The sequence below is a fragment of the Variovorax sp. dw_308 genome (genome assembly GCF_019207085.1).
Taxonomy (GTDB): domain Bacteria; phylum Pseudomonadota; class Gammaproteobacteria; order Burkholderiales; family Burkholderiaceae_C; genus Variovorax.
Genome location: NZ_JAATOM010000005.1, coordinates 157,520 through 169,559, shown reverse-complemented (window position 1 = coordinate 169,559; position 12,040 = coordinate 157,520). Strand labels below are relative to the sequence as shown.

At 66.6% G+C, this 12,040-nt stretch carries 10 protein-coding genes; 8 read left to right on the top strand and 2 right to left on the bottom strand.

Features of this window, described 5'->3' with window-relative positions:
• Positions 1-104 precede the first annotated feature (104 nt).
• Positions 105-1,808 carry a FecR domain-containing protein gene (locus HCU76_RS12780; RefSeq protein WP_218509510.1) on the bottom strand — a complete coding sequence of 568 codons (1,704 nt, stop codon included), beginning with the start codon at positions 1,806-1,808 and terminating at the stop codon, positions 105-107.
• A 7-nt stretch (positions 1,809-1,815) separates the two neighbouring features.
• Positions 1,816-2,556 carry a response regulator transcription factor gene (locus HCU76_RS12775; RefSeq protein ID WP_213956123.1) on the bottom strand — a complete coding sequence of 247 codons (741 nt, stop codon included), beginning with the start codon at positions 2,554-2,556 and terminating at the stop codon, positions 1,816-1,818.
• Positions 2,557-2,864: 308 nt separating this feature from the next.
• Between HCU76_RS12775 and HCU76_RS12770 the strand changes: the two genes are divergently transcribed.
• From HCU76_RS12770 to HCU76_RS12735, 8 genes are all read left to right on the top strand, one after another.
• A complete protein-coding gene (locus tag HCU76_RS12770; RefSeq protein WP_218509509.1) occupies positions 2,865-3,995 on the top strand; it encodes a Re/Si-specific NAD(P)(+) transhydrogenase subunit alpha in 1,131 nt (376 codons plus the stop codon).
• A gap of 16 nt (positions 3,996-4,011) precedes the next feature.
• On the top strand, positions 4,012-4,332 hold the full coding sequence (locus HCU76_RS12765) for an NAD(P) transhydrogenase subunit alpha (protein WP_213956121.1): 321 nt from the start codon (positions 4,012-4,014) through the stop codon (positions 4,330-4,332).
• A complete protein-coding gene (locus tag HCU76_RS12760) occupies positions 4,329-5,816 on the top strand; it encodes an NAD(P)(+) transhydrogenase (Re/Si-specific) subunit beta (protein ID WP_218509508.1) in 1,488 nt (495 codons plus the stop codon). The genes HCU76_RS12765 and HCU76_RS12760 overlap by 4 nt, the downstream gene beginning before the upstream one ends.
• A 138-nt stretch (positions 5,817-5,954) precedes the next feature.
• The gene (locus HCU76_RS12755; protein ID WP_218509507.1) at positions 5,955-7,622 is read left to right on the top strand and encodes a long-chain-fatty-acid--CoA ligase; all 1,668 of its coding nucleotides are present in this window, start codon (positions 5,955-5,957) and stop codon (positions 7,620-7,622) included.
• Positions 7,623-7,840: 218 nt separating this feature from the next.
• Entirely contained in the window at positions 7,841-8,845 is a 1,005-nt protein-coding gene (locus HCU76_RS12750) for an ABC transporter permease subunit (RefSeq protein WP_218509506.1), read from the top strand.
• Between the two features lie 14 nt (positions 8,846-8,859).
• Complete coding sequence (locus HCU76_RS12745) at positions 8,860-9,747, top strand: ABC transporter permease subunit (RefSeq protein ID WP_213956199.1); 888 nt, start codon at positions 8,860-8,862, stop codon at positions 9,745-9,747.
• A 2-nt stretch (positions 9,748-9,749) separates the two neighbouring features.
• Entirely contained in the window at positions 9,750-10,778 is a 1,029-nt protein-coding gene (locus tag HCU76_RS12740) for an ABC transporter ATP-binding protein (protein WP_218509505.1), read from the top strand.
• A 172-nt stretch (positions 10,779-10,950) separates the two neighbouring features.
• A complete protein-coding gene (locus HCU76_RS12735) occupies positions 10,951-11,973 on the top strand; it encodes a peptide ABC transporter ATP-binding protein (protein WP_218509504.1) in 1,023 nt (340 codons plus the stop codon).
• The last annotated feature ends 67 nt before the right edge of the window (positions 11,974-12,040 follow it).

Here is a 12,040-nt window from a genome sequence, read left to right as displayed (position 1 = left end):
GATCTTAGGTCAAGCCGGACAAGTCCCTCATTTGCAGCGCGTCCCGTTCAACAGCCTGTGAAAGCGGCTCGCGGCACCGGCGATTGCCTGTGACAGGTCGCCTGCTACGGCCGCTCGATGGGCGCGCCGTCGCTCGTCGTCAGTCCGTCGCCAAAGCCGCTGCGCACCACCGCGCCGATGCGGACCCGGCGTGCCGGCGAGAACGGCCCGGCCAGCCCGTCTGCATCGCGTGCCTGCAAGCGCACGAAGTATTGGCCGCGCGGTTGGCCGCTCAAGGTCCAGGCGGGTGATGCCAGTTCGACATCCGCCACCAGTTGGGTAAAGGCCTCGTCCCGCGCCAACTGGCCGCGGAATTTGTCGGCGGAGCCTGCTTGCCAGTGCAGGGTCGGGCTCTCGCCGCTGTCGTCGATGTCCACGACGCCGGTGGAGGGCGCCACGGCAACAGTAAACGCCTGCCCTGCTGCGAAGGGCCCGCGTTGCGCTTCCCCGCCGCCTCTCGGCAGCGAAGCCACGCGCCACCAGTAGTCGCCGGCGGGCAGCCCCGCGATGCCGATGCGGCAATCGCCCGCGCGCACCTCATGCAGACGGACGTTGCGGAAGTCGGCATCGCTCGCCACCTCGAACAGCACCCCGCCACTGCCCGCCACCTCCGAACAGACCAGTTGCCCGGCTTCGCTGATGACCCGGCCGCCCGGCGCGGGACTCTGGTAGAGCGGCGGCACCGGGTTGGCATGCACGCGGATCGCACGGTGCGACTCCGGTCCGGCCAGGCCGTCGGGATTGATCGTCCGGACGCCGACCGTGTAGTCGCCATCCTCGAGCGCCGCGAACTTCACCTTCTCGCTCTGGAAGACGCCATTGCGCACCACCTCGTGCAGGCGCTCGTCGCGTGCGATGCGCACTTCGTAGCCGCTGCCCGTCACGGTCAGGGGCGCCATGGCCAGCGTGAGCGCGTCGGGATCCTGGAATTCCTGCGGCAAGGGCGTGAGGTCGGGCGCACCGGGCAGCGACTGGCGCGAACTCAGTTGGCCCTTGCCGTCGAACACGGCCCCTTGCCCGGCCGCCACCATGGCCGTCTTGCCGTTCCTGCGCGCCTTGCGCGGCTTCATCAGCACCGTGCCTTCGGTGACCGCGGCGCACATCTGCCCTTCATGGCCGACGGCGACATCGAAGCGCGTGCCGCGCACGCTGGCAACCGCGCCGGGCGCCTGCACCTCGAAGGTCCGGCCCCGGGGTTGCGGCGCCACTTCGGATTCGACCTTGCCCTTCTGCACCTCGATCACCGACTGGTACGAAGCCCCGGGGCGCTTGCCGCGCAGGCGCTTGAGTTCCACGTCGGAATCGGCCAGCACCCGCACCACCGAGCCATCCGCCAGCTTGAGCCGGAGATAGCCGTCCTCGGGGACGCTGAGCCTGGTGCCCTCGGTGACTGCGTCGCCTGCGGCAAGGGGTGTCGGCGCTGGCGCAGGTGCAGCCGCTTCCTTGCCCGCGTGCATGGTGCCGGTGGTCGCGCCCTGCACAAACTCGACCTGCGCCACGGCCATGCCGGCCGGACGCACCAGGCGGCGCGGCAACTTCACGATGCTGCCGGGAACGAGCTTCTGCGGATCGGCAATGTTGTTGATCGATTGCAGATCGCGCCACAGGGTGGGCGTGCGCAGGTAGCGCTCGCCGATGGACGCGAGGGTTTCGCCCGCGGTCACGCGGTGCTGAACGAAACCCGGGGGGGCTGCCCACGCGCCGGTGCCTCCCAGCACCATCGTCAGCGCGAACGCGGCAGCCGCGCGTGACCAGCCTGGCGTGGACATGGACAGCTCAGGCGATTGCGCTGAGGGAGCCCGGTTGGCTCGCCGGCATGGCGCCGAGCGAATCGACGTCGATGGCTTCGAGGCGATAGCCAAGGCCATAGACAGCCGACAGCAGGAAGCCGTTCGACGGGCGCAGGTCGAGCTTGGTGCGCAGGCGCGACATGTGCGTGTCGAGCGAGCGCGACGGCGCGTCCGGACCCATGCCCCACACCGCCTCGCGCAGATGCTCGCGCGACAGCAGGCGGCCGATGTTCTGGAACAGGAACAGCGCGAGTTCGTATTCGCGGTGTTTCAGTTCGATCGGTGCGCCGTTGACGTGCAGCGTGCGCGAATTGAGATGAAAGTGGTAAGGCCCGAACAGCACCTCGGCCTCGTGCTGGCTGGGGTATGCGCGGCGCAGCAGCGCCTTGACGCGCGCCTCGAGTTCGCCCACGCGGATCGGCTTGACCATGAAGTCGTCGGCGCCGGCCGTGAGGCCTTCGACCATGTCGGCTTCTTCGCGACGGTTGGTCACGAACAGGATGGGCAGTCGGCTGGCGAGGTCCTGGCGAATCCACTTGACGATCGTCGGGCCGGAGACTTCCGGCAGCGTCCAGTCAAGGATCAGCAGGTCGAAGCTTTGCTGGCGTAGATCGCGCAGCAGTGTCTTCCCTTCGGTGTATCCATGGCATTCGTGTCCGATGCCTTCCATCGTGTGCCGTATCAGCTCGAGCTGAGACGGCTCGTCATCGAGCGCTGCGATTCGCATTCCAATCCCTTGCGTTTTATTAGAACTTCCGAGTCTAGGGGTTGTCTTTGTGACGCGACAGACTCCCGACCGATTTCAACTGTCAACTTCCGCACGAAGCGCGGCGTCAAACGTCAACTACGGTCAGAATTAGTCAAAAGTACCAATTTCCACCCCCAACTGCATTAAACCGCAACCGGCACATTGACTATCAAATATGTAGCCGACCGTTCAAATGCAGCACAAAGAGTGACAGGAGGGGCCCTTCAGTTAAAGTCTGCGCCGAATGTCATCGAGGAACCGAGGCGCTTGGCCCGAGGAGAAAAACTATGCTGATTGGTGTGCCCGGCGAAACCGCCGAGGGCGAAACCCGAGTGGCGGTCACGCCCGAAACGGCTAAAAAACTCACGGCGCAAGGCCACACCGTCCGGGTCCAGTCCGGTGCCGGCGTGGCCGCCAGCGTCACCGACGCGGCCTACCAGGCGGCAGGCGCCGAGATCACCGACGCCGATGGCGCCTATGCCGCGGACATCGTGCTGAAGGTGCGCACCCCCAACGATGCCGAAGCCGCGCGCATGAAGCCCGGCACCGTCGTCATCGGCATGCTCAACCCCTTCGACGCCGCAGGCCTGCAGCGCCTGGCCAGCGCCGGCCTGACCAGCTTCGCGCTCGAAGCCGCGCCCCGCACCACCCGGGCCCAGAGCATGGACGTGCTCTCTTCGCAAGCCAACATCGCCGGCTACAAGGCCGTGATGATTGCGGCCGACAAATACCAGCGCTTCTTCCCGATGCTGATGACGGCGGCCGGCACGGTGAAGGCCGCGCGTGTCGTGATCCTCGGCGTGGGCGTGGCCGGCCTGCAGGCCATTGCCACCGCCAAGCGCCTGGGCGCGGTGATCGAGGCCAGCGACGTGCGGCCCAGCGTCAAGGAGCAGATCGAATCGCTGGGCGCCAAGTTCATCGAGGTCTCCTACGACACCGACGAAGAGAAGGAAGCCGCCGTCGGCGTCGGGGGTTATGCCAAGCCGATGCCGCCGAGCTGGCTGGCGCGCCAGCAGGTCGAGGTGGCCAAGCGCGTGGCGCTGGCCGACATCGTGATCAGCACCGCGCTGATCCCGGGCCGTGCGGCGCCCACGCTCATCTCCGAGGACATGGTCAAGTCGATGAAGGCCGGCTCGGTCATCGTGGACATCGCGGCCGGCAAGGGGCCGGATGGCATCGGTGGCAACTGCCCGCTGTCGGAAGCGGACAAGACGGTGATCAAGCATGGCGTGACCCTGGTGGGCGAGACCAATCTCGCCGCGCTCGTGGCGGCCGACGCATCGGCCCTCTATGCGCGCAACGTGCTCGACTTCCTGAAGCTGGTCATCACCAAGGAGGGCGCACTCAAGATCGACCTCGAGGACGACATCGTCGCCGCCTGCCGCATGACGCAGGACGGCCAGGTCACGCGCAAATAACGAGGAGGAAGAAGCCATGGATCCCGTTTCCCACACAGTCATCAACCTGATCATCTTCGTGCTGGCCATCTACGTGGGCTACCACGTGGTCTGGACCGTCACGCCCGCGCTGCACACGCCGCTCATGGCGGTGACCAATGCGATCTCGGCGATCGTCATTGTCGGCGCGATGCTGGCCGCGGCGATGACCAGCTCCGTCTTCGGCAAGACCATGGGCGTGCTCGCCGTGGCGCTGGCCGCGGTGAACGTCTTCGGCGGCTTTCTCGTCACGCGGCGAATGCTGGAGATGTTCAAGAAGAAGGACAAGAAGACGACGCCGGCGGGAGACAAGTCATGAGCATGAATGTCGTCACGCTGCTGTACCTCGTTGCCAGCGTCTTCTTCATCCAGGCCTTGAAGGGCCTGAGCCATCCGACCACCTCGATCCGCGGCAACGTCTTCGGGATGGCCGGCATGGCCATCGCCATCCTCACCACCGCCGCGCTGATCGTGCAGATCTCGTCGGGCAGTCTGATCGGCATGGGCTGGGTGTTGCTCGGCCTCGTGGTTGGCGGCGGCTATGGCGCCTACCGCGCCAAGACTGTCGAGATGACGGCCATGCCCGAGCTGGTCGCGTTCTTCCACAGCATGATCGGCATGGCGGCGGTGTTCATCGCCATCGCCGCGGTGGTCGAGCCCTGGGCCTTCGGCATCACGCCGCTGCCGGTTGCGGCGGCCGGCACGGTCAACACGCCCGAAGGCGCGATGATCGTCGACGGCTTCCTGCGCTATGCCATTCCGGCGGGCAACCGCTTCGAACTGTTCCTGGGCGCGGCCATCGGTGCGATCACCTTCAGCGGTTCGGTGATCGCTTTCGGCAAGCTGTCGGGCAAGTACAAGTTCCGCCTGTTCCAGGGCGCGCCGGTGCAGTTCAAGGGCCAGCACATGGTCAACCTGGTGCTGGGCCTGATCACCATCGGCCTGGGCCTGGTGTTCGTTGTCACCGAGAGCTGGACGGCCTTCTTCCTGATGGTGCTGCTGTCCTTCGTGATGGGCGTGCTGATCATCATCCCGATCGGTGGCGCCGACATGCCGGTGGTGGTGTCGATGCTCAACAGCTATTCGGGCTGGGCGGCGGCGGGCATCGGCTTCTCGCTCAACAACGCGATGCTGATCGTGGCCGGCTCGCTGGTGGGATCCTCGGGTGCGATCCTGAGCTACATCATGTGCAAGGCGATGAACCGCTCCTTCTTCAGCGTGATCCTGGGGGGCTTCGGCGGCGAGGCGGTCACCGCTGGCGGCGGCGCCAAGGAGCAGCGTCCGGTCAAGAGCGGCAGCGCTGACGATGCGGCCTTCGTGCTGTCGAACGCCGAGACCGTGATCATCGTGCCGGGCTATGGCCTGGCCGTGGCCCGCGCGCAGCACGCGGTGAAGGAGCTGGCGCAGAAGCTCACCGAGCACGGGGTGACTGTGAAGTACGCGATCCACCCGGTGGCCGGCCGCATGCCCGGGCACATGAACGTGCTGCTGGCCGAGGCCGAAGTGCCTTACGACCAGGTCTTCGAGATGGAAGACATCAACGGCGAGTTCGGCCAGGCCGACGTCGCCATCATCCTGGGCGCCAACGACGTGGTGAACCCTGCCGCGCTCACGAAGGGCACGCCGATCTACGGCATGCCGATCCTGGAGGCCTACAAGGCCAAGACGGTGATCGTGAACAAGCGCTCCATGGCCGCGGGCTACGCCGGCCTGGACAACGAGCTGTTCTACATGGACAAGACCATGATGGTCTTCGGCGACGCCAAGAAGGTGGTCGAGGACATGGGCAAGGCGATCGAGTAGCCGGGCGACCGACCGTCGCCCTCGGTTCTGTCGCCGGGCCGACAGCGCCCGCTCGACCCCCTCACGGCTTTGATCTAATACAGGCATGCGCACGCCTTGCGGCGGCGCATGCACTTTCCCGTTTTGGAGACTCAAGAAATGACCGATCGTCCCTGGCTCGCGGGCTATCCGGAAGGCGTGCCTGCCGACGTCGATGCCTCGCAATACATCTCGCTGGTGGGGCTGATGGAGGAAAGCTTCTCGCGCTACTCGGAGCGCGTGGCCTATAGCTTCATGGGCAAGGACCTGAGCTACGCCCAGACCGACAAGATGAGCGCGGCGCTCGCGGCGTATTTCCAGAACCTCGGCCTGGTCAAGGGCGACCGCGTCGCGCTGATGATGCCGAACATCCCGCAGTACCCGATCGCGGTGGCCGCCGTGCTGCGCGCGGGCCTGGTGATCGTGAACGTGAATCCGCTGTACACGCCGCGCGAACTCGAGCACCAGTTGAAGGATTCCGGGGCCAAGGCGATCGTCATCATCGAGAACTTCGCGGCCACGCTGCAGAAGTGCATCGCGGCCACGCAGGTCAAGCACGTCGTCCTGTGCGCCATGGGCGACCAGCTCGGCTTCCCGAAGGGCCTCATCGTCAACTACGTGGTGCGCAACGTGAAGAAGATGGTGCCCGCGTTCAGCCTGCCGGGCGCCGTGCGCTTCAACGACGCGGTCGAGAAGGGCAGCGCGCGCAAGCTCGACAAGCATGCCATCGGCCCGGACGACGTGGCCCTGCTGCAGTACACCGGCGGCACCACCGGCGTGTCGAAGGGCGCGGTGCTGCTGCATCGCAACGTGATTGCCAACGTGCTGCAGTCCGAGGCCTGGAACGAGCCGGTCATGCGCGCGATTCCCGCAGGTGAACAACCGACCAGCGTGTGCGCCCTGCCGCTCTATCACATCTTCGCCTTCACGGTGAACATGATGCTGGGCATGCGCACCGGCGGAAAGACCATCCTCATCCCGAACCCGCGCGACCTGCCGGCGGTGCTGAAGGAACTGGCCAAGCACACCTTCCACAGCTTTCCGGCGGTCAACACCCTGTTCAACGGCCTCGCCAACCATCCGGATTTCGGCCTGGTCAACTGGCGCAACCTGAAGGTGTCGGTCGGCGGCGGCACGGCGGTGCAGGGCGCGGTGGCCAAGCTGTGGCTCGAGAAGACCGGCTGCCCGATCGTCGAGGGCTACGGTCTGTCGGAAACCTCGCCATCGGTCACCTGCAACCCGGTCACCAGCAAGTCGTTCTCCGGCACCATCGGGCTGCCGCTGCCTAGCACCTGGGTGAAGCTGCTCGACGACGACGGGATCGAAGTCCCGCACGGCGAGCGAGGCGAGATCGCCATCAAGGGTCCGCAGGTCATGGCCGGCTACTGGCAGCGCCCCGACGAGACGGCCAAGGTCATGACGCCCGACGGCTACTTCAAGACCGGCGACATCGGCACCGTCGATGAGCGCGGCTACTTCAAGGTGGTCGATCGCAAGAAGGACATGGTGATCGTCAGCGGCTTCAACGTGTTCCCGAACGAGGTCGAGGAAGTGGTCGCGATGATGCCCGGCGTGCTCGAATGCGCGGTGGTCGGCGTGCCCGACGACAAGACCGGCGAGGCCGTCAAGCTGGTCATCGTGAAGAAGGCGCCGGAGCTCACCGAGCAGCAGGTGCGCGACTTCTGCCGCGCCAATCTCACGGGCTACAAGCAGCCGCGCGTGATCGAGTTCCGTACCGACCTGCCGAAGACGCCGGTCGGCAAGATCCTGCGTCGCGAACTCAGGTAACCCCAGGGTCCGCGCACTGCGTGCGCTCCTCCAACCCCTGCCGGGGCGCAATCCAGCGGGCCGACGAAGCCGGTTCTGCGGATGCCCACGAACAGGCCTCGCTGCGCTCACCGCGTGTCGGGTGCCCGGCCCAAGGTCGCGCACGCTGTTTTTGTACAAAGGTCGTAAGGGTTCAGCCGGAGGTCAAGGCCGGCATTGGACTTGCATAGTCAGCGGCGATGCTTCGTTTCATCTTCACGCGCCTGAGCCTGCTCGTGCCGACCTTCATCGGCATGACGATGCTGGCCTTTTTCCTGATCCGGCTGGTGCCGGGCGATCCGATCGAGACGCTCGCCGGCGAGCGCGGCATCGATGCGGCGCGCCATGCCGAATTGCTCACGGCCTACGGGCTCGACAAGCCCTTGATCACGCAATACGGCATCTACGTCTGGCGTGTGCTGCATGGCGACCTGGGCAAGTCGATGATCACGCAGGAGCCGGTGATGAGCGAGTTCCTGTCGCTGTTCCCGGCAACGGTCGAGCTGGCGGTGTGCGCCATCCTGTTCGCGCTGCTGCTCGGTATTCCGGCCGGCATCATCGCGGCGGTGCGGCGCAACTCGGTGTTCGACCATGGCGTGATGGCTGTGTCGCTGACCGGCTATTCGATGCCGATCTTCTGGTGGGGCCTGCTGCTGATCCTGTTCTTCTCGGTACAGCTGGGCTGGACGCCGGTGTCGGGCCGCATCGCGGTGCAGTACTTCATCGAGCCGACCACCGGCTTCCTGCTGATCGATTCGCTCAAGGCCGACGAGCCCGGCGCCTTCTGGTCGGCGCTCAGGCACCTGATCCTGCCGGCAATCGTGCTGGGCACCAATCCGCTGGCGGTGATCGCGCGCATGACGCGCTCGGCGATGCTAGAAGTGCTCGGCGAAGACTACATTCGCACGGCGCGCGCCAAGGGCCTGTCCAAGTTCCGCGTGGTGGCGCTCCATGCGCTGCGCAATGCGCTGATCCCGGTGGTGACCGTGATCGGGCTGCAGGTGGGCGTGCTTTTCACCGGCGCCATCCTCACCGAGACCATCTTTTCGTGGCCTGGCGTGGGCAAGTGGCTGATCGAGGCGATCGGACGGCGCGACTATCCGGTGCTGCAGGGCGGCATGTTGTTGCTGGGCGTGATCGTGATGGTGGTCAACCTGCTCGTCGACGTCGCCTACGGCGTCATCAATCCGAGGATCAGGAAGTGAGCGCGCCCGCAACCATGCCTGTCGGCACCACCGCGTCCACCCCGCCCGGGCCGTGGCGCGAATTCTGGACATCGTTCTCGGCCAACAAGGGCGCCGTCATGGGCCTGGCCGTGATCGTGGTGCTGCTGGTCGTCGCGCTGCTGGCGCCGTGGATCGCCCCGCATGCGCCCAACGAGACCGACAGCGCCGCCTTCCTGCGGCCACCGGCCTGGCAGGAGGGCGGATCGACGCAGTTCCTGCTGGGCACCGACGCCATCGGCCGCGACATCCTTTCGCGCCTGATGTGGGGTTCGCGGCTGTCGCTGTCCATCGGCATCGCGGTGGTGGCGTTGTCGATGGCGGTCGGCATCTCACTGGGCCTGATCGCCGGCTTCTTCCGCGGCATCGTCGAGATCGCGATCATGCGGCTGATGGACATCGTGCTCACGCTGCCGAGCCTGCTGCTGGCCATCGTGATCGTGGCGATCCTCGGGCCCGGGCTCATCAACGCGATGCTCGCGGTGGCGGTGGTCGTGCTGCCGCACTACGTGCGGATCACGCGCGCGGCGGTGATCTCGGAGGTCTCGCGCGATTACGTCACGGCCGCGCGCCTGAGCGGCGCGGGCCTGTTGCGCCTGATGTTCCGCGAAGTGCTGCCGAACTGCGCCGCACCATTGATCGTGCAGGCTTCGCTCGGCGTGTCGACCGCGATCCTGGATGCCGCCGCGCTGGGCTTCCTCGGCCTCGGCGCGCAGCCGCCTTCGCCCGAGTGGGGCACGATGCTCGCGGATGCCCGCGAGTTCGTGCTGCGCGCCTGGTGGGTCGTGACCTTCCCGGGCCTCGCGATCCTGGCCGCGGTGCTGGCGTTCAACCTCGTCGGTGACGGCCTGCGCGATGCGCTCGATCCGAAATTGAAGCGTTGACCATGGCACTTCTCCAAATCCAGGACCTCCAGGTCGAGTTCCCCACGCAGGGCGGCATCATGCATGCCGTCGACGGCGTGAGCCTGCAGGTCGACGAGGGGGAGGTGCTCGGCATCGTCGGTGAATCGGGCTCCGGCAAGAGCGTCACGATGATGGCGTTGATGGGGCTCATCGGCTCGCCTGGCAAGGTGCGCGCCACGCACTTGCGCTTTGCCGGGCAGGACCTGCTCGGCCTGTCCGATCGCGCGCGCCGCACGCTGGTCGGCAAGGACGTGGCGATGATCTTCCAGGAACCGACCACGAGCCTGAATCCGTGCTTCACGGTCGGCTTCCAGATCGTCGAGACGCTGCGCCTGCACCTCAAGCTCGACAAGCGTGCTGCGCACAAGCGCGCGATCGAGTTGCTGGAACAGGTCGGCATCCCCGCGCCCGCGACGCGCATCAACTCCTTCCCGCACCAGCTCTCCGGCGGCATGAACCAGCGCGTGATGATCGCCATGGCCATCGCCTGCAACCCGCGGCTGTTGATCGCCGACGAGCCGACCACCGCGCTCGACGTCACCATCCAGGCGCAGATCCTCGACCTTCTGCGCAGCCTGCAGAAGGAGCGCGGCATGGCGCTGGTGCTCATCACGCACAACATGGGCGTGGTGGCTGACATGGCGCAGCGCGTGGCCGTGATGTATGCCGGCCAGGTGGTGGAGCAGCAGCGCGTCGACCGCCTGTTCGCCCAGCCGCAGCATCCCTACACCGAGGCACTGCTCGCGGCCCTGCCCGAACGCGCCGCGCCGGAAGGCCGCCTGGCCACCATCGCCGGCGTCGTGCCCGGCGTGCACGATCGCCCCGCCGGCTGCCTGTTCGCGCCACGCTGCAGCTACGCCACCGCCCACTCGCGCGCCGTGCGCCCGGAGTTGCGCCCGATCGCCGCCGGCGAGGGCGGCGAGGTGCGCTGCCACTACGCGCTCGGCGACCCGAACCGCGAAGTGCTGATCCAGCGCGACGGCCCACAGCCTGTAGAGGCCTTGCCATGAACCCACGGCCGATGAATGCGGACTTGACCGTACGCGAAGGACGCGAAGAAACGCAAAGGACGCGAAAGATTCAAAAGGAAGGAATCTTTCTTGGTATTCCTTTCGCGTCCTTCGCGAAACCTTCGCGTCCTCTGCGTCCGGAAGTCCGCTCCCGCATTTCGCAGCCTCAGCTATGACCACGACATCCAGCGAAGTCGTCGCCGAAGCCAAGGGCCTGCGCAAGGTCTACGACATCAAGCGCGGCATGTTCAAGGCGCCTGCGCAGTTGCAGGCCGTGGGCGAGGTCTCGTTCAGGCTCGAGCGGGGCCGCACGCTGGCCGTGGTCGGCGAATCGGGCTGCGGCAAGTCGACGCTCGCGCGCATGGTCACGCTGATCGAGAAGCCGACCGCGGGCCAGCTCAGCATCGTGGGCATGGACGCGGTCCACCCGCCGGCGGAACGCAAGCGCGAGCTGCGGCAGGCGGTGCAGTTGGTCTTCCAGAACCCCTACGGCTCGCTCAACCCGCGCAAGAAGATCGCGGCCGTGCTGGAAGACCCGCTGGCCATCAACACCAGCCTCGGCAAGACCGAGCGCGCCGCCAAGGCGCGCGAGATGCTGTCGCGCGTCGGCCTCCGGCCGGAGCATGCCAACCGCTATCCGCACATGTTCTCCGGCGGGCAACGCCAGCGCATCGCCATCGCGCGCGCGCTCATGCTGTCGCCGCGCTTGCTGGTGGCGGACGAGCCGGTCTCCGCGCTGGACGTGTCGATCCAGGCGCAGGTGCTGAACCTGCTGGCCGACCTGCAGAAGGAACTGGGCCTGGCCTACCTTTTCATCTCGCACGACCTCGGCGTGGTGCGCCACATCGCGCACGACCTGATGGTGATGTACCTCGGCCACGTGGTCGAGCAGGGCGCCAAGTCGCGCATCTTCGCGCGGCCGCTGCATCCGTACACGCAGGCGCTGCTGGCCTCGACGCCCGGCCTGGCCACCAGCCAGCGCATCGTGCTGCAGGGCGAACTGCCTTCGCCGCTGAATCCGCCCCCGGGCTGCGTGTTCAACACGCGCTGTTCCCATGCAACCGAGCGTTGCCGCGTCGAGCGTCCGGTGCTGCGCGCGCTCGACGAGCGCATGGTGTCCTGCCACCACGCCGAGAAGTTCCTCGATGGCGCCGCCCCTGCCGGTGCCCATAATCCGCAGCTTGCGCCGGCCTAGGTACCCCATTTCATAAGTACGAGCACATGAAACCGCGCCTTTCGCGCCATGGCGGCGTTGCAAATCC

What these genes read in the sequence shown, in the direction of transcription:
- HCU76_RS12780 (WP_218509510.1), bottom strand. Translation starts at nt 1,808, where the DNA reads ATGTCCACGCCAGGCTGGTCACGCGCGGCTGCCGCGTTCGCGCTGACG.
- HCU76_RS12775 (WP_213956123.1), bottom strand. Translation starts at nt 2,556, where the DNA reads ATGCGAATCGCAGCGCTCGATGACGAGCCGTCTCAGCTCGAGCTGATA.
- HCU76_RS12770 (WP_218509509.1), top strand. Translation starts at nt 2,865, where the DNA reads ATGCTGATTGGTGTGCCCGGCGAAACCGCCGAGGGCGAAACCCGAGTG.
- HCU76_RS12765 (WP_213956121.1), top strand. Translation starts at nt 4,012, where the DNA reads ATGGATCCCGTTTCCCACACAGTCATCAACCTGATCATCTTCGTGCTG.
- HCU76_RS12760 (WP_218509508.1), top strand. Translation starts at nt 4,329, where the DNA reads ATGAGCATGAATGTCGTCACGCTGCTGTACCTCGTTGCCAGCGTCTTC.
- HCU76_RS12755 (WP_218509507.1), top strand. Translation starts at nt 5,955, where the DNA reads ATGACCGATCGTCCCTGGCTCGCGGGCTATCCGGAAGGCGTGCCTGCC.
- HCU76_RS12750 (WP_218509506.1), top strand. Translation starts at nt 7,841, where the DNA reads ATGCTTCGTTTCATCTTCACGCGCCTGAGCCTGCTCGTGCCGACCTTC.
- HCU76_RS12745 (WP_213956199.1), top strand. Translation starts at nt 8,860, where the DNA reads ATGCCTGTCGGCACCACCGCGTCCACCCCGCCCGGGCCGTGGCGCGAA.
- HCU76_RS12740 (WP_218509505.1), top strand. Translation starts at nt 9,750, where the DNA reads ATGGCACTTCTCCAAATCCAGGACCTCCAGGTCGAGTTCCCCACGCAG.
- HCU76_RS12735 (WP_218509504.1), top strand. Translation starts at nt 10,951, where the DNA reads ATGACCACGACATCCAGCGAAGTCGTCGCCGAAGCCAAGGGCCTGCGC.